The sequence below is a fragment of the Demequina litoralis genome (assembly GCF_030418455.1).
Lineage (GTDB): Bacteria > Actinomycetota > Actinomycetes > Actinomycetales > Demequinaceae > Demequina > Demequina litoralis.
The window spans coordinates 268,828-293,006 of sequence record NZ_JAUHPW010000001.1; the positions used below are offsets into that span (position 1 = coordinate 268,828).

The 24,179-nt window shown below is 69.0% G+C and carries 22 protein-coding genes; 2 read left to right on the forward strand and 20 right to left on the reverse strand.

Features of this window, described 5'->3' with window-relative positions; translation table 11 throughout:
• Positions 1–31: 31 nt before the first annotated feature.
• From carB to pyrR, 5 genes are read right to left on the reverse strand one after another with little or no spacing between them, the layout of a single operon-like run.
• On the reverse strand, positions 32–3,328 hold the full coding sequence (carB, locus tag QQX09_RS01245; protein WP_301130890.1) for a carbamoyl-phosphate synthase large subunit: 3,297 nt from the start codon (positions 3,326–3,328) through the stop codon (positions 32–34).
• Entirely contained in the window at positions 3,321–4,445 is a 1,125-nt protein-coding gene (gene carA / locus QQX09_RS01250) for a glutamine-hydrolyzing carbamoyl-phosphate synthase small subunit (RefSeq protein ID WP_301130891.1), read from the reverse strand. Before carA ends, carB begins: the two co-directional genes overlap by 8 nt.
• Positions 4,442–5,749: a dihydroorotase gene (locus QQX09_RS01255; RefSeq protein ID WP_301130892.1), complete on the reverse strand. Its 1,308-nt coding sequence runs from the start codon at positions 5,747–5,749 to the stop codon at positions 4,442–4,444. The genes carA and QQX09_RS01255 overlap by 4 nt, the downstream gene beginning before the upstream one ends.
• Positions 5,746–6,699, reverse strand: coding sequence for an aspartate carbamoyltransferase catalytic subunit (locus tag QQX09_RS01260; protein ID WP_301130893.1), 954 nt, complete (start codon positions 6,697–6,699; stop codon positions 5,746–5,748). The genes QQX09_RS01255 and QQX09_RS01260 overlap by 4 nt, the downstream gene beginning before the upstream one ends.
• Before the next feature lie 2 nt (positions 6,700–6,701).
• The gene (pyrR, locus tag QQX09_RS01265) at positions 6,702–7,229 is read right to left on the reverse strand and encodes a bifunctional pyr operon transcriptional regulator/uracil phosphoribosyltransferase PyrR (RefSeq protein ID WP_301131151.1); all 528 of its coding nucleotides are present in this window, start codon (positions 7,227–7,229) and stop codon (positions 6,702–6,704) included.
• 210 nt (positions 7,230–7,439) lie between these two features.
• Here pyrR and QQX09_RS01270 point away from each other — a divergent pair, with 210 nt between their 5' ends.
• Positions 7,440–7,916: a hypothetical protein gene (locus tag QQX09_RS01270; protein WP_301130894.1), complete on the forward strand. Its 477-nt coding sequence runs from the start codon at positions 7,440–7,442 to the stop codon at positions 7,914–7,916.
• Positions 7,917–8,002: 86 nt separating this feature from the next.
• Here the strand turns inward: QQX09_RS01270 and QQX09_RS01275 are convergent, their stop codons facing one another.
• From QQX09_RS01275 to aroQ, 4 genes are all read right to left on the reverse strand, one after another.
• Positions 8,003–9,382 carry an HNH endonuclease gene (locus tag QQX09_RS01275; RefSeq protein WP_301130895.1) on the reverse strand — a complete coding sequence of 460 codons (1,380 nt, stop codon included), beginning with the start codon at positions 9,380–9,382 and terminating at the stop codon, positions 8,003–8,005.
• A gap of 137 nt (positions 9,383–9,519) precedes the next feature.
• The gene (gene nusB / locus QQX09_RS01280) at positions 9,520–9,942 is read right to left on the reverse strand and encodes a transcription antitermination factor NusB (protein WP_062316504.1); all 423 of its coding nucleotides are present in this window, start codon (positions 9,940–9,942) and stop codon (positions 9,520–9,522) included.
• Positions 9,942–10,505, reverse strand: a complete 564-nt coding sequence (efp, locus tag QQX09_RS01285; RefSeq protein WP_062311681.1) for an elongation factor P — start codon at positions 10,503–10,505, stop codon at positions 9,942–9,944. Before efp ends, nusB begins: the two co-directional genes overlap by 1 nt.
• A gap of 45 nt (positions 10,506–10,550) precedes the next feature.
• The gene (gene aroQ, locus QQX09_RS01290) at positions 10,551–10,991 is read right to left on the reverse strand and encodes a type II 3-dehydroquinate dehydratase (RefSeq protein ID WP_062311680.1); all 441 of its coding nucleotides are present in this window, start codon (positions 10,989–10,991) and stop codon (positions 10,551–10,553) included.
• Positions 10,992–11,114: 123 nt separating this feature from the next.
• Between aroQ and QQX09_RS01295 the strand changes: the two genes are divergently transcribed.
• Positions 11,115–13,040, forward strand: a complete 1,926-nt coding sequence (locus QQX09_RS01295; RefSeq protein ID WP_301130896.1) for a hypothetical protein — start codon at positions 11,115–11,117, stop codon at positions 13,038–13,040.
• Here QQX09_RS01295 and aroB read toward each other — a convergent pair.
• From aroB to QQX09_RS01350, 11 genes are all read right to left on the reverse strand, one after another.
• A complete protein-coding gene (aroB, locus tag QQX09_RS01300) occupies positions 13,037–14,128 on the reverse strand; it encodes a 3-dehydroquinate synthase (RefSeq protein WP_301130897.1) in 1,092 nt (363 codons plus the stop codon). The genes QQX09_RS01295 and aroB overlap by 4 nt on opposite strands.
• Complete coding sequence (locus QQX09_RS01305; protein ID WP_301130898.1) at positions 14,125–14,649, reverse strand: shikimate kinase; 525 nt, start codon at positions 14,647–14,649, stop codon at positions 14,125–14,127. The genes aroB and QQX09_RS01305 overlap by 4 nt, the downstream gene beginning before the upstream one ends.
• A complete protein-coding gene (gene aroC, locus QQX09_RS01310) occupies positions 14,649–15,833 on the reverse strand; it encodes a chorismate synthase (protein ID WP_301130899.1) in 1,185 nt (394 codons plus the stop codon). The genes QQX09_RS01305 and aroC overlap by 1 nt, the downstream gene beginning before the upstream one ends.
• Positions 15,834–15,957: 124 nt before the next feature.
• Positions 15,958–16,833 carry a hypothetical protein gene (locus tag QQX09_RS01315; RefSeq protein WP_301130900.1) on the reverse strand — a complete coding sequence of 292 codons (876 nt, stop codon included), beginning with the start codon at positions 16,831–16,833 and terminating at the stop codon, positions 15,958–15,960.
• On the reverse strand, positions 16,833–17,612 hold the full coding sequence (locus QQX09_RS01320) for a PilN domain-containing protein (protein ID WP_301130901.1): 780 nt from the start codon (positions 17,610–17,612) through the stop codon (positions 16,833–16,835). The genes QQX09_RS01315 and QQX09_RS01320 overlap by 1 nt, the downstream gene beginning before the upstream one ends.
• Before the next feature lie 5 nt (positions 17,613–17,617).
• Entirely contained in the window at positions 17,618–18,706 is a 1,089-nt protein-coding gene (gene pilM / locus QQX09_RS01325) for a type IV pilus assembly protein PilM (RefSeq protein WP_082101588.1), read from the reverse strand.
• Positions 18,707–18,753: 47 nt separating this feature from the next.
• Positions 18,754–19,536 carry a prepilin peptidase gene (locus QQX09_RS01330; protein ID WP_301130902.1) on the reverse strand — a complete coding sequence of 261 codons (783 nt, stop codon included), beginning with the start codon at positions 19,534–19,536 and terminating at the stop codon, positions 18,754–18,756.
• The gene (locus QQX09_RS01335; protein ID WP_301130903.1) at positions 19,537–21,084 is read right to left on the reverse strand and encodes a hypothetical protein; all 1,548 of its coding nucleotides are present in this window, start codon (positions 21,082–21,084) and stop codon (positions 19,537–19,539) included.
• Between the two features lie 10 nt (positions 21,085–21,094).
• Positions 21,095–21,769: a PulJ/GspJ family protein gene (locus tag QQX09_RS01340; protein WP_301130904.1), complete on the reverse strand. Its 675-nt coding sequence runs from the start codon at positions 21,767–21,769 to the stop codon at positions 21,095–21,097.
• Positions 21,762–23,594, reverse strand: a complete 1,833-nt coding sequence (locus QQX09_RS01345; protein WP_301130905.1) for a prepilin-type N-terminal cleavage/methylation domain-containing protein — start codon at positions 23,592–23,594, stop codon at positions 21,762–21,764. The genes QQX09_RS01340 and QQX09_RS01345 overlap by 8 nt, the downstream gene beginning before the upstream one ends.
• A gap of 95 nt (positions 23,595–23,689) precedes the next feature.
• Positions 23,690–24,121, reverse strand: coding sequence for a type II secretion system protein (locus QQX09_RS01350; RefSeq protein WP_301130906.1), 432 nt, complete (start codon positions 24,119–24,121; stop codon positions 23,690–23,692).
• Between the last annotated feature and the right edge of the window lie 58 nt (positions 24,122–24,179).

Below are 24,179 nucleotides of genomic sequence, written 5' to 3' on the forward strand. Positions count from 1 at the left end.
GGGGGACGATGCGCGACCCGCGGTGCCACTTCTAGGCGCGCGCGGCGTCCTGGAGGCTCAGCACCTCGAACGGTCCGGCCTGGAGCGCCTCGATGGCGAGGACGGCCGCCGACAGCTGCTGGGTCGTGGTGACCATGGCGATGTCGGCCGCGGTCGCCGCGGCGCGGATCTCGTAGCCGTCGGCACGCGCGCCCTGGCCGGACGGCGTGTTGATGATGAGGTCCACGCCGCCCTCGTGGATGACGTCCACGATGGTCGGCTCGCCGTTCGGGCCGCGGCCCTCGGAGTGCTTGCGCACCACGGTCGACGGGATGCCCATGCGGGTGAGCACCTGCGCGGTGCCCTCGGTCGCGAGGATCTCGAAGCCCAGCTGGCGCAGGCGCGCCACCGGGAACGTGATCGAGCGCTTGTCGCGGTCGGCCGTCGACACGAAGACCTTGCCGCCGGTGGGCAGGCCGCCGAAGGCCGCGGACTGCGACTTGGCGAAGGCGAGCGGGAAGGTCTCGTCGAAGCCCATGACCTCGCCGGTCGAGCGCATCTCGGGGCCGAGCACCGAGTCCACCGCGATGCCCTCGTGGGTGCGGAAGCGCTTGAAGGGCAGGACGGCCTCCTTGACGGCGACGCGCTGGGCCATGTCGATGGTGGCCGCGTCGTGCTCGGGCAGCATGCCGCTCGCCTTGAGCTCCGCGATGGTGGCGCCGGCCATGACCTCGGACGCGGCCTTGGCGAGCGGGACGCCGGTGGCCTTGGCGACGAACGGCACGGTGCGGGACGCGCGCGGGTTCGCCTCGAGGACGTAGAGCACGTCCGACACGAGCGCGTACTGCACGTTCATGAGGCCGCGTACGCCGATGCCGCGGGCGAGCGCCTCGGTCGAGGCGCGGATGCGCTCGAGCTCGGCCTTGGACAGCGAGAACGGCGGCAGCACGCACGCGGAGTCGCCCGAGTGGATGCCGGCCTCCTCGATGTGCTCCATGACGCCGCCGAGGAACATCTCCTCGCCGTCGAACAGCGCGTCGACGTCGATCTCGATCGCGTCGTCGAGGAAGCGGTCGACCAGCAGCGGCGCATCGGTGGCGTGGTCGCCCACGTCGCCCATGCGGGTGCCGTAGTCCTCGAGCTGCTCGCGGTCGTAGACGATCTCCATGCCGCGCCCGCCCAGCACGTAGGACGGGCGGACGAGCACCGGGTAGCCGATGCGCTCGGCGATCTCGACGGCCTCCTCGATGCCGTGCGCGGTGCCGTAGGCCGGGGCCGGGAGCTGCGCGTGGTCGAGGACGCGGCCGAAGGCGGCGCGGTCCTCGGCGTTGTCGATCGCCTCGGGGGTGGTGCCGAGGATCGGGACGCCCGCGTCCTCGAGGCGCTGCGCGAGGGACAGCGGGGTCTGGCCGCCCAGCTGGACGAACATGCCCTTGACCGGGCCCACGGCCTTCTCCGCCTCGTAGACGGCCATGACGTCCTCGAACGTCAGCGGCTCGAAGTAGAGGCGGTTGGCGGTGTCGTAGTCGGTCGACACGGTCTCGGGGTTGCAGTTGACCATGATGGTCTCGTAGCGGTCCTTGAGCGTGAGGGCCGCGTGGACGCACGAGTAGTCGAACTCGATGCCCTGGCCGATGCGGTTGGGGCCCGAGCCGAGGATGATGACGGCCTCGCGGTCGCGGGGCTGCACCTCGGTCTCGGCGTCGTACGAGCTGTAGTGGTACGGCGTGCGGGCCTCGAACTCGGCGGCGCAGGTGTCGACGGTCTTGAAGACCGGGAGGACGCCCATCGCCTTGCGGATCTGGAAGACCTCGTTGACCTTGAGGCCGCGAAGGTCGGCGATCTGCTGGTCGGACAGGCCGTGGCCCTTGGCCTCGCGCAGGAGGTCCGCGTCGAGCGTCGCCGCGTTCCTGACCGTCGTGGCAACCTCGTTCATCAGCAGGATCTGGTCGAGGAACCACGGGTCGATCTTGCAGGCGTCGAAGACGTCCTCGAGCGTGATCGTGCCCGCCTCGACGGCGCGGAGGCACTGCTGCACCTGGACGAAGCGCTTCTCGGTGGGGACCGCGATGGCCTCGAGCAGCGCGGTGAGCTCGTCGCCGCTGGGCACCGGGCCGTCCCAGTGGAGGTTCATGCCCTTCTTGTCGATCGAGCGCAGCGCCTTGCCGAGCGCCTCGGTGAAGCTGCGGCCCAGGCTCATCGCCTCGCCGACGGACTTCATGGTGGTGGTGAGCACCGCATCGGCCGCCGGGAACTTCTCGAAGGCGAAGCGGGGCACCTTGACCACGATGTAGTCGAGCGTGGGCTCGAACGATGCGGGGGTCGAGCCGGTGATGTCGTTGGGGATCTCGTCGAGCGAGTAGCCGATCGCAAGGCGCGCGGCGATCTTGGCGATCGGGAAGCCCGTCGCCTTCGACGCGAGGGCCGACGAGCGGGACACGCGCGGGTTCATCTCGATGACGATGATGCGGCCGGTGTCCGGGTGGATCGCGAACTGGACGTTGCAGCCGCCGGTGTCGACGCCGACCTCGCGGATGATCGCGATGCCGATGTCGCGCATGCGCTGGTACTCGCGGTCCGTGAGCGTGAGGGCCGGCGCCACCGTCACGGAGTCGCCTGTGTGGACGCCCACGGGGTCGACGTTCTCGATCGAGCACACGACCACGACGTTGTCGTGCTTGTCGCGCATGAGCTCGAGCTCGAACTCCTTCCAGCCGAGGATCGACTCCTCGAGGAGGACCTCGGTGGTCGGCGAGTAGTGGAGGCCGGCGCCCGCGATGCGGCGCAGGTCCTCCTCGTCGTACGCGAAGCCGGAGCCGAGGCCACCCATGGTGAAGGACGGGCGCACCACGACCGGGTAGTTGAGCTCCTCGGCGGCGGCGAGGCACTCGTCCATGGTGTGGCAGATGACGGACTTGGCGGAGTCCGCGCCGCAGCGCTCGACCACGCCCTTGAACAGCTCGCGGTTCTCGCCCAGGTGGATGGCCTCGAGGTTGGCGCCGATGAGCTCGACGTCGTACTTCTCGAGGATGCCCGCCTCCGCCGCGTCGATCGCGGCGTTGAGGGCGGTCTGGCCGCCGAGGGTCGGGAGCAGCGCGTCGGGGCGCTCCTTGGCGATGACGCGCTCGATGACCTCGGTGGTGATGGGCTCGACGTAGGTGGCGTCGGCGAACTCCGGGTCGGTCATGATCGTGGCCGGGTTGGAGTTGATGAGCACCACGCGGATGCCCTCGGCCTTGAGGACGCGGCACGCCTGGGTGCCCGAGTAGTCGAACTCGCAGGCCTGGCCGATGACGATCGGGCCGGACCCGATCACCAGGACGGACTTGATGTCGTCGCGCTTAGGCATGCTGGCCCTTCATGAGGTCGAGGAAGCGGTCGAAGAGGTACGAGGCGTCGTGCGGACCGGCCGCGGCCTCGGGGTGGTACTGGACCGAGAACGCCGGGATGTCGACGCACTCGAGGCCCTCGACCACGTCGTCGTTGAGGCACACGTGGCTGACCTTGACGCGGCCGTAGCCCGCCGGGGAGTCGGACTCCCCCTCGAGCGGCGCGTCGACGGCGAAGCCGTGGTTGTGGGCGGTGACCTCGACCTTGCCGGTGGTGCGGTCCATCACCGGCTGGTTGATGCCGCGGTGGCCGAACTGCAGCTTGTAGGTGCCGTACCCGAGCGCGCGGCCCAGGATCTGGTTGCCGAAGCAGATGCCGAAGAACGGCACCTTCGCATCGAGCACCTCGCGCAGGGTCGCGACGGTCGCATCGGCGGCGCCCGGGTCGCCGGGGCCGTTCGAGAAGAACACGCCGTCCGGGTTCATCCCCAGGATGGACGATGCGGGGGTGGTCGAGGGCACGACCGTCACCTTGATGCCGCGCTGGGCCATCTGCTGGGGGGTCATCGCCTTGATGCCGAGGTCGACGGCCACGACGTGCGCGACCTGCTCCCCCTCCGGCTCCACCGTGTAGGGCTCGGTGACCGACACCTCGTCCGCGAGGTGGGCGCCCTTCATCTGGGCGCCGTTGCGCACCCGCTCGAGCAGCGCATCGTCCCCCGCGAGGGCTTCGCCGGAGAAGATGCCGGCGCGCATCACGCCCGCGGTGCGGAGGATGCGGGTGAGCTGGCGGGTGTCGATGCCGGAGATCCCGACGACGCCCTGGCTCACGAGGTCCTCGTCGAGGCTGCGCTGCGCGCGCCAGTTGCTGGGACGGCGTGCGGGGTCGCGGACCACGTAGCCGGCGACCCAGTAGCGGCGCGACTCGTCGTCCTCGTCGTTGACGCCGGTGTTGCCGATGTGCGGCGCCGTCATCACGACGATCTGCTTGTGGTAGCTCGGGTCGGTGAGCGTCTCCTGGTAGCCGGTCATGCCGGTGTTGAAGACGATCTCGCCGAGCGTCTCGCCGGTCGCGCCGTACGCGCGGCCTTCGAACGTCTGACCGTCCTCGAGGACGAGGACTGCGCGATCGCTCATGCGAAGGCTCCTTCCAGCTGCGGGTCGAGATGGGTGGGGACGCCGCGCAGCAGGGTCGCGACCGCGCGGCCGGGCAGCTCGGTGCCGCCGTAGGGGGTGTTGCTGGCGCGCGAGGCGAGCTGGGCGCCGTCGACGGTCCAGGCCGCCTTCGGGTCCACGAGGGTGATGTTGGCGGGCTCACCCTCGGCGAGCGGGCGGCCGTGCTCCGCGTCGACCTTGCCGATGCGGGCCGGGGTCTCCGACATGAGGCGGGCGACGTCGCGCCAGGTGAGGGCTCCGGTGTCGACGAGCGCCTTCTGGATGACGCCGAGCGCGGTCTCGAGGCCGAGCATGCCGAACGACGCGGCGGCCCACTCGCAGTCCTTGTCCTCGGCCGCGTGCGGCGCGTGGTCGGTGGCGATGATGTCGATGGTGCCGTCGGCGACGGCCGCGCGCAGGGCGTCGACGTCCGCCTGGGTGCGCAGCGGCGGGTTGACCTTGAACAGCGGGTCGTAGGTGCGCGCGCTCTCGTCGGTGAGGAGGAGGTGGTGCGGGGTCGCCTCGGCGGTGACGTTGATGCCGCGGGCCTTGGCCCAGCGGATGATCTCGACCGACCCGGCGGTGCTGAGGTGCTGCACGTGGACGCGCGAGCCGACGTGCTCAGCGAGCAGCGCGTCGCGGGCGACGATCGACTCCTCGGCGACGGCGGGCCAGCCGGCGAGGCCGAGCTCGGCGCTGACGACGCCCTCGTGCATCTGCGAGCCCTCGGTGAGGCGCAGGTCCTGCGCGTGCTGGACGACGGCGCCGTCGAAGGTCTTCACGTACTCGAGGGCACGGCGCATGATCACCGGGTCGTAGACGCAGACGCCGTCGTCGGAGAAGAGGCGGACCTTCGCCTTGGAGTTCGCCATGGCGCCCATCTCCGAGAGGTGCTCGCCCTTGAGGCCGACCGTCACCGCGCCGACCGGGAACACGTCCACGAGGCCGATCTCGCGGCCGCGGCTCCACACCTGCTCGACCACGCCGGCGGTGTCGGCCACGGGGTTGGTGTTGGCCATGGCGAAGACGGCGGTCCAGCCGCCGCGGGCGGCGGCGCGGGAGCCGGTCTCGATGGTCTCGGCGTCCTCGCGGCCGGGCTCGCGCAGGTGGGTGTGGAGGTCCACGAGGCCCGGGAGGGCGACGAGGCCGGTCGCGTCGACGACCACCGCATCGTCCGGCTTCTCGACGGTCTCCCCCACCGCGCTGATGACGCCGTCCTCGATGAGGAGGGTGGCGGTGGTGTCCCCGTACAGGGACGCGTTCTCGATGACGATGGGGCGGCTCACTGGGCGCCCTCCTCTCCGGCAAGCAGCAGGTACAGGGCGGCCATGCGGACGGCGACGCCGTTCGCGACCTGCTCCACGATGACGGAGCGGGACGAGTCGGCGGCCTCGGCCGAGATCTCGAGGCCCCGGTTCATGGGGCCGGGGTGCATGACGATGGCGTGGTCGGGCAGGCGGCGCAGGCGGTCGCCGTCGAGGCCGAAGAGGCGCGTGTACTCGTTGGGGCTCGGGAAGAAGCCGCCGCCGGTCATGCGCTCGCGCTGGACGCGGAGCATCATGAGCGCGTCGATGTCGTAGGACTCGATCGCCTCGTCGAGGGTGTGGACCACGTCGCAGGGCCAGGGCTCGACGCCCACCGGGACCAGGGTGGCCGGGGCGACGAGGACCACCTTCGCGCCGAGCGTGTGAAGGAGGTGCACGTTGGAGCGGGCGACGCGGCTGTGGAGCACGTCGCCGACGATCGCGACGGTGAGGCCCGCGAGGTCGTTGCCGGTCGGTTCGGTCACCAGGTGCTTGCGGATAGTGAAGGCGTCGAGCAGCGACTGGGTCGGGTGCTGGTGGGTGCCGTCGCCCGCGTTGAGGACCGAGCCGTGGAGCCAGCCGCCGTGGGCGAGCTGGTAGGCGGCGCCGGAGGCCCAGTGACGGACCACGACCGCGTCGGCGCCCATGGCTTGCAGCGTGAGGGCGGTGTCCTTGAGGGACTCGCCCTTGGAGACGCTGGAGCCCTTCGCGGAGAAGTTGATGACGTCCGCGCTGAGGCGCTTGGCGGCGGCCTCGAAGGAGATGCGGGTGCGGGTCGAGTCCTCGAAGAAGAGGTTGACCACGGTCTTGCCACGCAGGGTCGGCAGCTTGCGGACTTCGCGCTCCTGGGTGGCCGCCATCTGGGCGGCGGTGTCGAGGATGAGGATCGCGTCGTCCCGGCTCAGGTCCTTGGTGGAGAGGAGGTGGCGCATCGTCACTCCCCCTTCCGCAGGATCACGGCGTCCTCGCCGTCGATCTCCTCGAGGCGCACGTCGACGCGCTCGGAGCGGGCGGTGGGGATGTTCTTGCCCACGAAGTCGGCGCGGATGGGCAGCTCGCGGTGGCCGCGGTCGACCAGCGCGGCGAGCTGGACGGCGCGGGGGCGTCCGAGGTCGCGGATGGCGTCGAGGGCGGCGCGGATGGTGCGGCCCGTGTGGAACACGTCGTCGACCAGGACGACGACCGCATCGTCGATGCCGGCGTCGGGCACCGAGGTGGTGCCGATGGTGCGCGTCGGGTTCTTGAAGAGGTCGTCGCGGTACATCGTGATGTCGAGGGCGCCGGTCGCGACGTCCGCGTCGAAGGCGGGCTCGATGTCCGCGATGCGGGCGGCGAGGCGGTGCGCGATCGGGAGGCCTCGGGTCGGGATGCCCATGAGGACCACGTCGGCGGCGCCGTCGTTGCGCTCGACGATCTCGTGCGCGATGCGAGTCAGGGCGCGCGAGATATCCGCCGCCCCCATGATGGTGCCAGTCACCTGGCGACCTCCTTCCCCGCCTCACTGGACGGTCCTTAAAGGATGTCTGGGTTGCGGGTCACACACTACCTGACCGCCGCGCCCGCGGCGGCTCCTGGTGCCTACTGCTGTGGCAGCAGCCCCGAGAGTCTGCGCTTGGACGACGACGCCTCTCGCGCCGCCGCCTACCGTCGGTGGTACCGAGGAGATGAGCACATGACCAACCCCAGGACGCCTGGCATCGCCACCGAGACCGACTACCCCGAGCTGTTCGACGGCTACTCGTACGCGGTGGCCACACACGCCATGAACCAGCGTCTCGCCGACAATGGCGGCACCATCTGTGTGTTCGGCAACGACCCGGCATGGAAGATCGTCCACGTCACCGGGTCGAGGTGCCGCGCGCACAACTGGATCGCCGGTGCCGAGGAAGTCAGCGGTGAGCGCGCCTACGAGCTGTACCGCCGCGAACGCACCGCATCGCTCGACGGCCAACCGCGCCGCCTGTTGTTCTGCGCGACATGCACGCTGGTCAAGGAGGATAGCCCGCACGCTCACGGGGCTGAGGCAGTCGCCACGCCACGCCGGTACATCGGCGGGGCGAGCCGAACGGTGGCCCAACCTTGGCCCTACGTCATGACGAACGAGGACGTGGCCGAGCGACGCCGCCTGTTCCGCGAAGGTCGCGCGTAGCCGGCCGGCATCGCGCGTCGACGCAGAAAGCCGCGCCTCACGACTCATGCATCGCCCCGCCACCGTCTCTCACCCCGCCTCCCTCCTCAGGGTGGTCCGGCGCGGCTCGCCTCGACCATCTCGGCCTGGTCGAGCCTGATGCGTGCCTGATAGCCGGGGCGGGGCCGCTGGTCGGGGTCGATCGAGGCGGGCGGGATGAACTCGGGGCTGCCCTGGCGGAATCGGATCGCCCATCCATCGCGATGGATCCAGTGGTGACAGGTCACGCACAGCATGATGCCGTTGTCGAGGTCCGTCCTGCCGCCGTCGACCCAGTAGCGGATGTGGTGGACGTCGCAGAAGCTCGGCGGCGCTCCGCACCACGCGCAGCCCCGGTCGCGTTGCGCGATCGCCCTGCGCTGGGCAGCCGTGAACAGGCGTTCCGCGTGCCCGTGGTCGAGGACCTCGCCGCGCGTGCCCAGCACGGTGGGGATGAGCTCCGCATCCGCCGCATACCAGCCCAGCAGAGCCCCCGGCAGTGGACGCCTGATCCCGTCGATCTCGCCATATCCGTCGCCGGTCTGGAGATCGGCGAGCGAGATGCGGATGTTGACGGTGGTCTTGACGGCGTCGTGGGGCTTCCGGCAGCCGTTCGCGTGCCGCCCGAGCCAGCCCAGGGCGTCCGCACGCATCTGACCCGGCGTCGGCGAATCCTCGCCGCCGTCCTCGCGCGCCTCCCGGAACTGCTTCTTCATGTACCCGTCCAACGCAGCGAGCAGCGGGGCGGCGGTGAGCGGGTCCAGCATCGCGACGAGGCGGACCATGCCGTTGGCCTCCTCACGCAACGTCGCCAGCCGTGCCCGGTACAGCTCCTCGTACTGCTCCTCCCCCGTCGGCGGCGGCGTCAGCCCCGCCTCGAGCTGCGCCACCAGCGACCGCACCGTCCTCAGCGGCGAGATCACCGCCTTGTCGACGGCCATCCTCTCCACCCGCGCCAACGGCAGCCGCCCCAACGGGGTGGCCCGCACCGCATCGTCCACCGGCAGCCCGTCCATGTCACGCGCGTCCGGATGCCTCATCAGCACCTCACGCAGCAGCACGAACTTATCCGCGCTCAGCCGACCCTCCCTGGCCTCGTACGCAAGGTGAGGCAGCACCGACGCACCGCCCGGCGCATCGTCCGGCGTCCCGTACAGCGCCGTGCCCAGGATCCGCAGCCGCTCGGCCTCAGCCACCGTGCCGCCGGTCTCCGACGCGATCAGCTGATCGACCCCCCGGAACCCCTGCCGGCTCGCGATCCCCGCACGCCCCGGCCCGGACCGCACCGCGAGCCTCGCGGCCATCTGCGCGACCACCAGATCCGTCTCACGCCGACGACCCACCGCCTCACGCATCAGCGCCACCGCATCCCAGTCAGGCAGCCCGCCCGACGCCTCGACACGCACACGCAGCGCCTCGAGGGGATCGGCGACGGTCGACTCGGCCATGCGACAAGTCCACCATCCAGGTCAGACAACGAGCCCGACAAACCGGACAGTTGTCCACAGGGGTGGCGCGGGGGCAAAGAAGAAGGGCCCGCGCCTCCCGAAGGAGGCACAGGCCCTTCCCCAAACCAAGAGTCGAACTACTCCGCGTGCCGCAGCGCCGGCGCCTCGCGTGCGATCGTCCCGAGGATGCCGTTGACGAAGCCCGGCGAGTCATCGGTCGACAGATCGGCCGCAAGCGACACGGCCTCGTCGATCGCGACGGCGGTCTCGACCTCGTCGTTGCACAAGATCTCCCACGCGCCGATGCGCAGCAGCGCACGGTCGACCGCGGGCATCCGCGAGAGCTGCCACTCGGGCGACGCCTGCTGGATGATCGAGTTCAGCTCGGGCCACCACGCGACGACCCCGCGCACGATCTCGATCGAGTACGTCGGGAGCGGCGTCTCACGCCCCGAGTCGAGGACGCGACGGTCCAGCGCGGCCAGCACGTTCTCGCCGCGCTGGTCCGCCTCGAAGAGGACGTCGAGGGCGCGCTTGCGCGCCTTGGTGCGGGCGGCCACTAGTCGTTGACGCGGGACTGGTACTCGCCGGTCGAGGTGTTGACCTTGACCTTGGTGCCCGCCTCGAGGAACAGGGGAACCTGGATCTCCTTGCCGGTCTCGAGCGTGGCGGGCTTGGTGCCGCCCGACGAGCGGTCGCCCTGGAGGCCCGGCTCGGTGTAGGTGACCTCGAGGACCACGGAGCCCGGGAGCTCGAGGAAGATCGGGTTGCCGTTGTGCGAGCCGATGACGGCCGACTCGTTCTCGAGCAGGTAGTCCGTCGCGTCGCCCATGACCGCCTCGGAGACGGGGATCTGGTCGAACGACGACGGGTCCATGAACACGTACGAGGTGCCGTCGAAGTACAGGTACTGCATGTCGCGGCGGTCGACGGTCTCGAACTCGACCTTGGCGCCCGCGTTGAACGTCTTGTCGACGACCTTGCCCGTGAGCACGTTCTTCAGCTTGGTACGGACGAAGGCGCCGCCCTTGCCGGGCTTCACGTGCTGGAACTCGATGACGGACCAGAGGTTGCCGTCTAGGTTGAGCACGGAGCCGTTCTTGATGTCGTTCGAAGTCGCCACAGGGGTGTCCTTACAGAGATAACTGGGAATAGTCCGCAGACGATTCTAGCCGACGCGCCGCGCGACGGCCTCGAGAGCGAGCCGGTAGCCCTCGACCCCGAAGCCCGCGATCGTGCCGGTCGCGACGCCGCTGATGACGCTGGTGTGGCGGAAGGTCTCGCGCGCGTGCGGGTTGGTGAGGTGCACCTCGACCAGGGACAGGTTCGCCGCGGAGACGAGCGCGCACGCGTCCCGGAGGGCGTACGAGTAGTGCGTGAAGGCCGCCGGGTTGAGCACGACGTGCCAGCCCGCGTCGACGGCCTCGTGCATCCAGTGGACCAGGTCGGCCTCGTCGTCGGACTGGCGCACCTCGACGTCGAGGTGCAGGTCCGCGCCCCACTGGGTGACAAGAACCGCGAGCTCATCGTGGGTGGTGGTGCCGTACTTCTCGGGCTCGCGGGTGCCGAGCCTGCGCAGGTTGGGACCGTTGACGACCAGGACGTTCATGGTGGCCAGCGTATCGGGGGACGATGCGCTCGATCGGTTTGGGCGCGCGGTCGGACGATGCGGGGTGTGAGTTTGGCGGCGTGGGCGCGCTCGAGCGTGAGCGCGGGCCGCTAGGTTCTCGGCATGGCCACCACGAGCACCAGCGTCGCGCGCCCGGACGTTTCGTCACATCAGTCGCAGGGGTCCAGCGCTTGGGGCAGCCGCACGCGCCTGTACCTGCTTGTCGGAGTTCTCGTCTTGGGCTCTGCAACGCTCGCCGGCCTGCCGATGTGGGTGCTCGCCGTCACAACGCTGCTGGCGTGGACCGCTCGCTTGACGCCCCGGTTTGGAGCCGGCGCCGCGCTCGCGATCGCGTACATCGCCGGCGCGTCGCTGGACTTCGTGGTGCTGGCGCTTGCACCTGTACAGCCGCTGCGGTTCCAACACCTCGTGCTCGGGCTGCACCTGGTCCTGCTGCTGGCCGCGGTCCTCCGCGCGCGACCCGACGCCCCGGCGGCTCGATTCCACGTCAATCGGCCGGGCGTCATCCTCGGCAGCGCGCTCGGGTCTATCGCGTGGTTCGTCGGCCTCGGCATCGCCGCGCTGGTGCCCGGCGGGTCCGCGCGCTCGTGGGCTGTGCTCGACGACTCAACCGTGGACCTCTACAACACCGGCCGCTTCGCGTGGAACAACGGGGTCGAGACGTTCCCGGCCACCAATCCTCGGCCGTTCGAGCACGCGCTCACCTTGACGTTCGTGAGTCCGACGCAGCCGATCGACGACTCCGGTGCGGAGTTCGTGGCGGAACTCGACGCGCACATCGCCCACTGGGCGATCGTCGTGGCCGTCTGCGCCTTCCTCGCTGGGTGGGTAGCCGCCTCGCTCCTGCCGCGCCATTCGCCACGCTGGGGAGCTCCGGTTGCAGGAGCCATCGCTTCAACCCTCGTCCTCGCAGGGCCCGCAACGGGCTTCTTCCTACTACGGGGTCAGATCAACGCCACGATCACCGTAGCGATACTTCTCGGCTCCTTCGCCGTCGCGCTGCGCTCGCGCGTCCTGCCCACCACCGCAGTCGCCACCCTGATCCTGGCGATGACGGTTCTCATGTTGACCTGGACGCCGTTCGCTGCGGTGCCCGGCCTGCTTGCCGCGGTCTCCGCCTGGACCTGGCGCACACAGATCCGCGCCACGCTGCGCGAGTCTGGCTGGCAAATCGCTGTTTCACTTGCTGCGTTCGCGACCGCTGCACTTCTCTACGCGGCGTCGACGTTCACGTCGCTCGCGCAGAAGGACTCCACAGCGCTCGAGTCGAGCGTCACCGTAGCGACCACGCTCCCCGCACCATTCAGCTATTCGATGACTGTCGCGGTCGTGCTCGCCGTCGCCGTAATCGCGGTAATCGTCCGACCTGAGGTTCGCGCCTGCCGCGCCGTCGGGGCCACCCTGCTCGGACTGGCCGTGGGCGCAGTGCCGATCTTCGCAGCTCGCGGAGGGTTCGGCGGAGACCTTGAGTATTACCCCTCCCGCTACGTGCAGATGTCGACCGTGGCGCTCGTGCCGCTCCTCGTAGGCTTGGTTCTGAGCGCTCTGCTGACGCGGCGTCGTGCTGCCGTCGCGACCGCGGCCGTCGCTGCTGTCGGCGTAGGTGCACTCGCGATCACGGCACCGCTCGATTCCAGGGTCGAGCGCTGGATCCCTGCTCCGGCTCTGCTCGTCGTAGGTGACTACTACGGTCCCGACGAGTACGTGTACGACCGCATTGCCGACTACGTGCAGTACGACGATCTCGTGGTGCCCTGGTACGCGGATATCCCGTGGGACCAGCCCGTGCGCTTCATGATGGCCAATGCCACGCGATCGGATGACCGCGGCCACGAGAACGGCGGGGAGAACTGGGTCCTGCGCATTCGGATGGACGACCTACCGGACCGGATCTGTTGGCTCGGCGAGGCAAGCAACCGTCAGGTCACGATCGTCACACGCGCTCCCGACCTGCCCTCTGCGGCGCTCGCAGAATGCTACGACCCGTCACAACTCGACGGTGTGCGATTCGTGCTCGCGGAAGACTAGGCCGACACTGCCGAGTAGGCGCCCTGGACGAGAGCCGGGTCCGGCCCCTCGAGGCGAATCGGGTTGCCGATCCCCGCGAGGATGACGAACCGCAGCAGGTCGCCGCGGGTCTTCTTGTCCCGCTTCATGGCGGTGAGCAGCGCGTCCCAGCGGTGCCCGGGGTAGCTGATCGGCAGGCCAAGACCGGACAGGATGGCGCGGTGACGCTCGACCCCGTCCTCCGAGAGACGTCCGGCGAGGTGAGCGAGCTCTGCCGCAAAGACCATGCCCACCGACACCGCGGCGCCGTGGCGCCACTGGTAGCGCTCGGTGTACTCGATCGCGTGGGCGAAGGTGTGGCCGTAGTTGAGGATCTCGCGGAGGAAGGACTCCTTGAGGTCGGCCGCGACGACGTCGGCCTTGACCTGGATCGCGCGGGAGATGAGCTCGACGAGCACTGGGCGCACCACGTCGAGCTCCGCGTCGCGGAGGCCGTCGAGGTTCGCCTCGACCAACGTCAGGATCTCCTGGTCGCGGATGAAGCCGCACTTCACGACCTCGGCCAGCCCCGGCACCAGCTCGTTGTGCGGCAGCGTGTCGAGTGCGCGCACGTCACAGAACACGGCGAGCGGCTCGTGGAAAGCGCCGACGAGGTTCTTCCCCTCGGCAGTGTTGATCCCCGTCTTGCCGCCCACCGCCGCGTCGACCATCGCGAGCAGCGTCGTGGGGACCTGGATGACGCCGACCCCACGAAGCCAGGTGGCGGCGACGAAGCCGGCGAGGTCGGTCACCGCTCCCCCGCCGAAGCCGATGACGACGTCGCTACGGGTGAAATCGGACTTGCCGAGCACCTGCCAGCAGAAGGCGAGGACCTCGGCGGTCTTGCCCTCCTCGGCATCGGGCACCTCGGCGATGACGACGGTGAAGCCGCGCGCGTCGAGCAGCGCCTTGAGGTTGTCGACGTGGCGACGCAGCGGCGCGGCGGTGACGACCAGCACGCGCGTCGCGGTCTCGGGGACAGCGCCCACCACCTCCGGCAGCAGGTTCTCCCCGACCGTCACGTCATAGGGCGCGGCAGTGGCGACGGCGATGGTCCGGTGGACGGTCATGCACGCTCCTTGACGGCGGCGTCGATCCGGGCGGCGACGTCGGTCGGGCTGGTCTTGTCGGTGAGCACCTGCACGGTCGCGAGGCGTTCGTAGATGGGCCGGCGGGCGTCCATCAGCGCGACCCACTGGGCGCGCGGATTGCCCACGAGGAGCGGTCGTGAGGCGTTCAGGCCGACGCGCGGCGCGGCAGCCGCGAGGGAGACGTCGAGGAAGACCACCGCTCCCCCGTCAAGCACGTAGCGCTCCAGGAGCCCTTGGGTCTCGGGCGCGAGGATCGCGCCGCCGCCTAGGGCGAGGACGCCGTCGTGGGTGCGCAGCGCATCGTCCACCGCCTCGCGCTCGATCTCGCGGAAGCGCGCCTCGCCGTCTTCGACGAAGATGTCGGGGATGGGCTTGCCGGCCCGCTTCTCGATGTCGGTGTCGGTGTCGCGTCGCGGCACGCCCCACAGGCGCGCGAGGGCCTTCGCCACCGTGCTCTTGCCCGATCCGGGCGGGCCGATGAGGACCGCACGGGGCGCCATCAGCGCAGGTGCTCCGGGATCTGGGCGACGTAGGCTTCGATGTTGCGGCGCACCTCGGCGACGGAGTCGCCGCCGAACTTCTCGAGCAGCGAGTCCGCGAGCGTGAGCGCGACCATCGCCTGCGCGACGACGGCCGCCGGTGCGACCGCGCACACGTCGGATCGCTGGTGGATGGCTTTGGCGGCCTCGCCCGTCGAGGTGTCGATGGTGTCGAGAGCGCGCGGGACGGTGCTGATGGGTTTCATCGCGGCGCGCACGCGGAGCGGCTCGCCGTTGGTCATGCCGCCCTCGACGCCGCCGGCACGGTTGGTGCGGCGCTGCACGCCGTCCTCGCCGTACTCGATCTCGTCGTGGGCCTGCGACCCGCGGCGGGCGGCGGTACGGAAGCCGTCGCCGACCTCGACGCCCTTGATCGCCTGGATGCCCATGAGCGCGGCCGCGAGGCGCGCGTCGAGCCGACGGTCCCAGTGCACGTGGCTGCCGAGGCCGACGGGCACGCCGTAGGCGACGACCTCGACCACTCCGCCCAGCGTGTCGCCGGCCTTCTGGCAGTCGTCGATCTCGGCGAGCATCGCCCGCGAGGTCTCGGCGTGGAAGCAGCGGATCGGGTCGGCGTCGAGCGCGGGCGTGGCGTCGGCGGGCGGGAGCGGCGCATCGTCCGGCGTGGCGACGGGGCCCACCTGGACGGTGTGCGCGACGAGGCGGATGCCGGCGGCCTGCTCGAGGAAGTTCTCGGCGACCTGGCCGAGCGCGACGCGGGCTGCGGTCTCGCGGGCGGAGGCGCGCTCGAGGACGGGTCGGGCGTCCTCGAAGCCGTACTTGGTCATGCCGACGAGGTCGGCGTGGCCGGGGCGCGGGCGCGTGAGGGCGGCGGCGCGGGCGCCGGTGAGCTCCTCGGCGTCCACCGGGTCCGCGGACATCACCGTCTCCCACTTGGGCCACTCGGTGTTGCCGACCATGACGGCGACGGGTCCGCCCTGGGAGACGCCGTGACGGACGCCGCCGAGGATGGTGACCTGGTCCTTCTCGAAGGACATGCGGGCGCCGCGTCCCGCGCCGAGGCGGCGGCGGGCCAGCGCGTCCTGGATCTCGCTGCTAGTGATCTCGACACCGGCCGGGAGGCCCTCGAGCGTGCCGACCAGCGCGGGGCCGTGCGATTCTCCTGCGGTGAGCCATCGAAGCATGGGCGTCATTCTTCCACGAGTGGACGGTCGGTCCGGATCGTGAGACAAGACCATCGGTAGGCCGCCCACGCGAAGGAGGGCCGCCCCTGCCGGGACGGCCCTCCGTGGTGCGCTGCGAAGCGGATCAGGCCGCGTCGGCCTGCTCGGTGCCCTCGAGCGGCTCGAAGACGTTCTCCACCTTCGAACCGGACTTGTACTCCTTGAGCTCCTTGGTCTCGTCGTCGACGAACGAGCGGGTGTCGTCGAGCAGGGAGAAGACCATGCCGGTGATCTGCACCGTCCACTGCTCCTCGGTCAGCTCGGGGCGACCGGGGGTCTCCTCGGCCGGCGAGGCCTTGGCGATGGTGAACCCAGTCACCGTGTAGAACCGCGTGAGCTGCGTCTCGAGCGACTTGACGAAGTCGAGCACGTCGCCGGGGTCACCCTCAGTCGTAATCGTGATCGGCATCGCCAGGAGCCCCTCGAAGGGAGCAGCCGGCTCGGCGGCCGGCTGCGTCGTGTCGCCCGCGACGCCTCCGGTGGTGCCGTCTGTGTCGAGGTCGTCGTCCGTCGCCGCCGACTCCGTCGGTTCCGGCGTCGAGGCCGCATCAGGCTCCTCTGACTCCGTCGCTACCGTCGGCGGCTCGGCACCGGCCTGGCTGAGAGGATCGATCGGCTCCGGCCTACCGGTGCTGAAGTCGATCAGCGGGAGGTCGGCCTTCTCCAGGCTCGACGCAATGAGCCGCTCGAGTGCGGGCTGCTCCGTGCGGGGGGGCAGGTCGAGCGAGACCTTCGCGATCTGCTCGCGCCAGTCCGGCACCTCCTGCTCGAGTGCCTTCATCTTCTGAATCTCGAGCTCGGTCAGGTCGTTCGCATCGCGCGCGATCTGCGCCTCCTCCTTCGCGGCAGAGGCGTTGTCGAGCTCGGGTCCAATCAGCGTGAAGTACGCTGCAGCCGCCACGATGATCGCGAGGACGATCGCGGCGAAAACCCAGATCCCGGTCTGCTGCTTGGCCTTCATCAGTTCGCCTCCTCATCGGACGTCTCGGTGTCCGTGGCGGTGTCGGCAGCCTCGAGCTCGTCGAGAAGCGCCTGCGGCACCTTGGTCTGCTCGGTCTCCGTGCGGCCGGACAGCGCGGTGTAGGTGATCCGGGTGGCTCCCGAGTACTCCCAGTAGACGGTGTCCGTCTCCTCGTTGGAGTTGATCTGCTTCGCCTCGACCCAGGTGTCGCTGAAGCCCGGCAGAGCGTCGAACGCCTCGATCAGGTCGGCGGTCAGCTCGGGGCTCTCCGCACGTCCAGTGAAGGCAATCGAACCCATGTCCGCGTTGGCGAAGGCGGTGCCGTCGCCGGCGATCGCGCCGGCGGGGGTGCCCTGTGCCATGGTCATGTCGGTGAACGTCAGGCCCTCCGGCACGGCGGTGAGCAGCGCGGTGAGATGCGTCGCCCAGTCGATATCCGTCGACCCCGCCCACTCGCGCGCCTTGATGGAGTTCTCGAACTTTGCCGAGAGCTCGTTGATGTAGCCGTAGCTCGCGAGCTCGGTCTGGAGCTCGAGGCGACGATCCTGCTCAGCCTGAAGCTCGTTCTCGGCCGCCGTGCGCATGCCGAGCACCAGGAAGTACACGGCGGCGACCGCAACAAGGAAGAGACCGAAGACGATGACGATCAGGGCCTTGATACGACCCTGGCTCCGGCGCGCCGCGATCTCGGGCGGGAGCAGGTTGACCTGCGGAGCCGCAGGCGCGCCGATCGTGCCCGGGACCGGGTTGATGACCGGCGCGGAGGCCGGTGCGGACACGGGATTCACGATGCCTCCCCGAATGCGAGACCGATGGGCGTGGCGGCGCGGACCTCGAGCCCCTGGACCGCCTCTGGCCGAACCTTCTTGCCCAGAGAGACCCGGGCGAAGGAGTTGCCGTATCGCACCGGAAGCCTCGTGGACGAGGCCAGGTACTGACCCAGTCCGGCGAGCAACGAACCACCACCGGTGATGATGACGTGAGCCGGAGCCTCGCCGGGATTCGACGAGGCGAAGTAGACGAAGGTGTTGCGGATGCCCTCGACCAGCGCGCGCGCGCTCTGCGAGAGCGGCTCGACCGCCGCCTCCTGGCCCGGCGCCGATCGGCCGCCGAGACCCATCTGGATCTTGACCTCCTCGGCCTCGACCGCACCGATCTGCAGGGAGCTGGCCACCGCGTCGGTGAGGTCCTGGCCGCCCTGCGGAAGCGTGCGGATGAGACGCGGCAGGCCGTTGCTCGTGATCACCACCGTGGTGAGCCGTGCGCCGATGTCGACGAACGCCATCACCCCCGTCATGGCGTCTTCCGCAAGCTGGCTTCGCAGCAAGGCGAATCCGCCGAGGTCGACCATCTTCGGTCGGAGACCAGCGGCTTCGACTGCGAGCAGGTTCTGCGTGACCGTCGCCTTCGGCGCGGCGACCATGATGCCGCGGAGCACCTTGGCGTTCTCGAGCTCCTTCTCCCCGGTCGGGTAGAAGTCGAGCAGCACCTCGTCGACCGACATCGGCAGCGTCTCCTGCACGTGGAACGGAAGGGAGGAGCGCAGCTGAGCCATCGGCAGCGACGGCAACTCGATCTCGCGGACGACGACATTGGCAGATCCCACCCCGACGTGCGCCTCCTTGACGGAGACGCCCGCGGCATGCACCGCCTGCTTGATCGCGCTGCCGACGCCGGAGACGTCGACGACCTCTCCCGCCTGCACGGCGCCGCGCGGAAGCGGCACCTCTCCGTATCCGGTCAGCGTGCCGCGGCCTCGCGCGGCGGCACCCTTCCCGGAGAACTCGACCTCGGCGACACGCACGTGGGTGTCACCGATGTCGACTCCGACTCTCCTGATTGCCACTTCTCCCCCTTTGCTCCGGGAATGCACTTGCTATCGGCGCCGGGCGCCTTGAACTCAAACGGAGTGGTGATATCTCACACGGCCCACCCCGCTGCCAAGTCGACGTACCAGGTGGCGATGGCCGGGCCCCAGAGCACGGCGATCCAGAAGGCGCCGATGATGGCGGGCCCGTACGCGAAGCGCACACCCTTGACGCCGCCGGCGCGGATCGACGCCACCAGGGCGAGCAGCCCGCCGACGAGAGGACCGCCGATGGCACCCACGGCGAGGGCACCCCAGCCGAGGTAGCCCAGCACGGCGCCCACCGGGACCGCGAGCTTGACGTCGCCGAAGCCCAGGCCCTTGGGGTACGCGAACCAGAGCACGAAGTAGAAGCCGCCCAACGCCAACGCGCCGATGCCGGCTCGAGCCAGCGCGGCCCAGTCGCCGGTGAGCGCCGCATCGGTCACCAGGAGCACCAGCACGGCTCCAGCCATGGCGAAGACCAGCGGGTCCGGGAGGCGGTGGTGCTCGAAGTCGATCGCGGCGAGCGCTACGGTCAGCAGGGCACTGAAGGCGAGCAGCCAGGCCACCGCGCTCGAGCCGAACTGCCAGGCCACCAGGCCGAAGAGCACGCCCACCGAGATCTCGACGAGCGGGTAGCGACCCGGGATCGGCTCCTGGCAGTGGCGGCAGCGGCGCCGCAGCCACAGCCACGAGAACACCGGGATGTTGTCGTACCAGGCGATGTCGTGGCGGCACTGCGGGCACCTGCTCGAGCCCTTCGCCCAGCCCTCGCCCGCCGGGATGCGGGCGATGAGCACGTTGGCGAAGGACCCGCAGAGCAGGCCCAGCATCGTGGCGGCGACGATCAGCACCTAGGACACCTCGTGCTTGTTGACGAGCTCGACGTCGTAGCCGATGATCGCGCTCGTGCCTTCGGCGAGGTCAACGCCGGGAACGCCCACGAACGTGTAGTCCATCGTGAACTTGTTCTTCGGCGCGACCACACCACCGTAGATCTGGCCGCGGAAATCGCCGTGGGGGTTGAGGTCGATCGTGCCCGGTGCGTACACGAACGCCGAGACCGGCGACACGACCTCGAACGACGTCGACTGCGAACTGATGCCTCCGCCCGTCGAGTACGGCACGATGATCCACACCTTGTGAGGCACGAGCTCGCCGGTCACCGCATCCACATCCGTCGTGTAGAACTTCAGCGTCGTCGTGATGGCGCTGATGCCGTTGACGATGAACGCGGTGTCGCCGTGCAGCTCAAACTCCGCCTTCTTGATGTCGATCGCGCCACACGACGTGAGGTCGAAGACATTCTCACCAGTCGGAAGTTGGACGGCGGTGTCGCCGTTCTTCATGCTCCACGAGCCGCACGCCTGCGCCGAGCCGCCGCTCCCACCCCACGAATCCTTCTGGAGGTTGCCCAGTGCGGCTGCATCCTTGATGGTGAAGCCCTCGCTAACCCAGACGTTCCTGGTCGCAGCGTTCCACTCGAGCTGCGGCAGGCCCACGCTCGAGAGCGTGGGAATCGCGGCCGCTCCCAGGTTCGCCGTGATGCCGCCAACGGCGGTGAGCCCTGAAGGTGCCGCGCCGCCGAGCTTCGCAGCGCCGGGGATCTCGATCGCCTTCCCCAACGTGAAGGTCCCGCTCCGTACCGTCACGTTGCCGGACGTTCCGGTGATCGGCGCGTCGTACGCGTTGCCCGTCACGACCAAATTGTTCTGCACCCACACGTCGCCCTGAATCTCGCACGCGGCATCGATCGTCAGGTTGCCTGCGGGGACGAAGACGGAGCCCACCGTGCGCTTGCCGCCGCCCGAGCCGCTGTTGCCCTTGCACTCCCACGAACCGGTGTCGATCCATACGTCCGCGGACTCACCGGTGATTGCAGGCTCCACCTCGAAGTTCGACTTCGGGTCGAATCCCGCGGCGGAGAAGATCGCGGCGTTGGCACCCGGGTTCGTGATGGGGGTCAGCAAGACCTCGCTCTGGACCTTTCGGACGGGCTGCGCGCCAACTTGAGTCTTGTTCGCAGTGGATGTGGCAGTGATGACGGCACGCGTGGGCGTCGACGGTGCGACAGCTCCCGTGCATGTGATGGCACCCGAATCGTCGTAGTAGTCGATGTCGACGGTCACGGTGGTCTTGGTGACACCCGTGCCGTACGACGCCGGCGAGAAGCTCGGTGCGCACGGCACGCCGGTCTGGAGCTCCGCCATGGTCGCATCAATCGCGGCCTCGGCCGAGTGCACCTCGACCGTCCTGACGCGATCGCGTCCGGAGTCGTTGGACGCCATCACGACGGCGGTGACGACGATAATCGCCACTGTCATGCCGATCAGGGCGATGCCCATCGCCATGACGAGCGCGACACCGGAGTCGCCTCGCATTGCATTCCTCAGCTTGATCATGATTCCCCCATCACGGCGCCGGCACCACGTTGCACGTGTCCGGCGAGTATCCGAAGACTGTGTTGCGTCCCGTGACCACCGACGTCAGCACCTGAGACTTCGCATCCGATCGCGCACTCGGGTCACCCATCCGCAGGGTCACGCGGATGTTCTGAGCCTCGGTCCCGGTCGGCAGCGTCGTATCGACCCAGAAAGGCGGCCACGAGGTCGAATCGGTCGCGGCGAAGGTCGACGAGGGGCGCTCCACGTTCGAGGCCACCCGAGACCAGGCGGTGGCAGTGTTCGTGTCCGCGGGATCCCACTCGCGGTACTCGAGTTGGCCGAAGCGATCGGTGTCCGAAGGGTAGATCACGCGCCACTGCACGCACTTCGCTGGGCCGTCGCCCTCCTGGGTGTAGATCCGGAGCGAGTAGTTCGCGGGCACGCCCGCCACCGACGCGTCGTCGAGAGCCGGGTCAAGGATCAGGTTGCCGGAACGGATCTGGCGGTCGATCTGCGAGAGGCCCAGGCGCGCCTGCTCGACCGCGCGCTGACGGCCGAGCGCATCGTTGGCCTGATAAGTCATCTGGATCATCACACTTACCAGCAGCGCCATGATGATCGAGAAGATGATCATCGAGACGAGGAGCTCGATGAGCGTGAAGCCCTCATCCGAGGCGCGGCGCCGTTCCATGAGCCTAGGCATTGGGTGACTCCTCGAAGCGCGCGCCGGCCCGCGAGCCGTTGAGCGTGGTCTTCACCGTGAGGCTCCAGGAGTCGAGGCTCGCGTCAGTCGGCTCGATGTCGTACGTGATCGTGACGGTGATGGTGCCGTTCGTGGCATCGACGATGCAGCCGTCACCGCCCACGCAGTTGGTGGTCGATTCCGTCGACGTCGCCGATCCTGTCACCAGGATGTTGCCGCTGGCGGTGACGACGGCATCGCCGGTCGTCCACACCGTGTCGGGAATCAGGTAGGTGTCTGCGGTGAGATCGTTGATGTACTCGGTGCTGTAGTCGGTGCCGTTCCAGTACTCGATCGTCGCGGAGCGGTAGAAATCGGCCGCGGTCGCCTCGTCACTCTCGCCTCGCTGCACCCGCACCGAGTCCTCATACCCCGAAATCACGACGAGGCCGCTGGGCGCATCGTCGTCCCACGTGTTCGTCTGCTTCACATCGCCGACGGTGACCCTACCGAATCCCTGCTGCGCCCCCGCCGAGGTACAGCCCGATCCAGTGCCCGAGACCGACGCGCAACCAACGTCGGAGTTGCCAGCGACGGCTGCGAACCGGCCGGCCCACGCCTCGTCGTACACGGTGGACATCGACGAGTTCACCTTCGCGAGATCCAACACCTTGCCGTCGATCTCGAACGACATGTACGGCGTCGCGTCGCTAGTGCCACCGATGAGCGACGACGCGCATGGTGCATTGCCAGGCACTGAGGATCCAAGGCCTGTCGCACACGCCACTCCGGTCTTGGTCGTCACCGTCGCCGAGCGACCATCGTCGGAACGGCCAGAGAGCATGTAGTCGCCGAGGGTGAAGTCGTAGTAGGAGTTTGCGCCAGAGCCGGTCACGAACGGCGGGTTCGGAGGCTCCGCTCCTGCAGTCGTGTCATCCGACGCGCGCACGGATTGGCTCGTGTAGCCGCGCGTCCAACCGAGGGCGCTTGGCGCGGTCGTGACCAAGTCGTCGTCCCACGCGGTGCCGCCGAGCGAGGCGAACGCGCTCGCGTTCGATACCTGCTGGCTGGTCACCTGCACGGAGGCGGTGCTCGAGTTCACCTGGAACGAGTAGTAGTCGAGGCCCACGTCAGTGTTCAGCAGCGGCTTGGGGTTTGCGCCGTTGAGCGTGCTGGCAGTCACCGAGATGTCGAGGTTCGCGCTCGCAGCTGTCGCGTCGAACTGCGCCTGGCAGGACGCGAGGAAGGGTGCGTTGTTCAGGTCGCCACAGCCGGCGGAAGGCGCGTAGGCCGTGGAGGTGATGACCGTGTTCTCGAGGGATCCATCGGTCCGCTTGCCCCACGTTGCTACAACGAGAAGGCCCACGGTAGAGGACGATGCCACATCGTCCTCGAAGGTGTAGGCGCGGAGCTCGAAGACATCGCCGTTTCCGGAGCCCGACGTCAGCATCTGCTCATTCGAGCCTGTCGAGTCGAACAGCGGTGGCCAGGGATTGGATAGATCCTGGTCGGACCCCGTCGTGCCAACACGAAGCGCGTAGGTCTTCCCGTTCACCGTGATGGCGTCGGCGCCCGAGACGAAGGGGTCTGTACCGCCGGCGTTCCACTGGGAGGAAAGCCCCTTGCGAAGATAGTTCCAGGGCATGGCACGAAGCTGCTCCATTGCCTCGTTTGCTGCCGCGGTTGCAGACTGCCGACCCTGGGAGTCCGCATTGATAGTCATCGCGCGGGCCTGCAGAAAGAGAATTGCGAGCATCACCACGGCGAGCACGAACATCGCGACAACTACCTCGACCAGGGTGAATCCCTCCGATCGGGCTGGCCGCGACCAACGCGTGCTCTCCATGCTTGTTCACTCCCCAAAACTCGAGTTTGGTGCGAAGGTTCCCGGGCGGATGGGACAAGGCTGCCGCCCCACCCGCCCGGGGCCTCACGAGGGTTTTAGCAGGAGGTAGTCTCCTGCAGACCGCCCGCAGCGGAGTAGGTGTACGACTTGGTGTCGTCAACCGAGTTGGTGCCGCAGATGACCCAGTCCGTCGAGTCCGAACCCGCGGTCTCCACGTCGACGGTCACGTGGTTCGACACAACGCCGGCGTCGACGTCGTCGCCGACGGTGAAGCCGATCGTGTAGCTGCCACCCTGCGGCCCGGTGATGGTGCTAAGCGCGCCGGTACCGTCGACGAAGTAGGTGGCGATCTCCTTGCCGACCTTGGACACGTCCGACTTGGTCGCCGAGTCCTCCGCCTTGAGGCGCTGGTTGAGGAACAGCGGGATGGCGATCGCGGCGAGGATGCCGATGATGATCATGACGACGAGCAGCTCGATGAGGGTGAAGCCCTCGGACTCCTTCGCCTTCTGAATGCGCGAGATCATTGTTTTCTCCTGATCAGTTGCTATCTCTATGGGTTGATGAGGACCCTCGCGGGCCCCT

Coding starts and splice junctions, on each gene's coding strand:
- carB (WP_301130890.1), bottom strand. CDS start 3,328: ATGCCTAAGCGCGACGACATCAAGTCCGTCCTGGTGATCGGGTCCGGC.
- carA (WP_301130891.1), bottom strand. CDS start 4,445: ATGAGCGATCGCGCAGTCCTCGTCCTCGAGGACGGTCAGACGTTCGAA.
- QQX09_RS01260 (WP_301130893.1), bottom strand. CDS start 6,699: ATGCGCCACCTCCTCTCCACCAAGGACCTGAGCCGGGACGACGCGATC.
- pyrR (WP_301131151.1), bottom strand. CDS start 7,229: ATGGGGGCGGCGGATATCTCGCGCGCCCTGACTCGCATCGCGCACGAG.
- QQX09_RS01270 (WP_301130894.1), top strand. CDS start 7,440: ATGACCAACCCCAGGACGCCTGGCATCGCCACCGAGACCGACTACCCC.
- QQX09_RS01275 (WP_301130895.1), bottom strand. CDS start 9,382: ATGGCCGAGTCGACCGTCGCCGATCCCCTCGAGGCGCTGCGTGTGCGT.
- aroQ (WP_062311680.1), bottom strand. CDS start 10,991: ATGAACGTCCTGGTCGTCAACGGTCCCAACCTGCGCAGGCTCGGCACC.
- QQX09_RS01295 (WP_301130896.1), top strand. CDS start 11,115: ATGGCCACCACGAGCACCAGCGTCGCGCGCCCGGACGTTTCGTCACAT.
- aroB (WP_301130897.1), bottom strand. CDS start 14,128: ATGACCGTCCACCGGACCATCGCCGTCGCCACTGCCGCGCCCTATGAC.
- QQX09_RS01305 (WP_301130898.1), bottom strand. CDS start 14,649: ATGGCGCCCCGTGCGGTCCTCATCGGCCCGCCCGGATCGGGCAAGAGC.
- aroC (WP_301130899.1), bottom strand. CDS start 15,833: ATGCTTCGATGGCTCACCGCAGGAGAATCGCACGGCCCCGCGCTGGTC.
- QQX09_RS01315 (WP_301130900.1), bottom strand. CDS start 16,833: ATGAAGGCCAAGCAGCAGACCGGGATCTGGGTTTTCGCCGCGATCGTC.
- QQX09_RS01335 (WP_301130903.1), bottom strand. CDS start 21,084: ATGATCAAGCTGAGGAATGCAATGCGAGGCGACTCCGGTGTCGCGCTC.
- QQX09_RS01340 (WP_301130904.1), bottom strand. CDS start 21,769: ATGCCTAGGCTCATGGAACGGCGCCGCGCCTCGGATGAGGGCTTCACG.
- QQX09_RS01345 (WP_301130905.1), bottom strand. CDS start 23,594: ATGGAGAGCACGCGTTGGTCGCGGCCAGCCCGATCGGAGGGATTCACC.
- QQX09_RS01350 (WP_301130906.1), bottom strand. CDS start 24,121: ATGATCTCGCGCATTCAGAAGGCGAAGGAGTCCGAGGGCTTCACCCTC.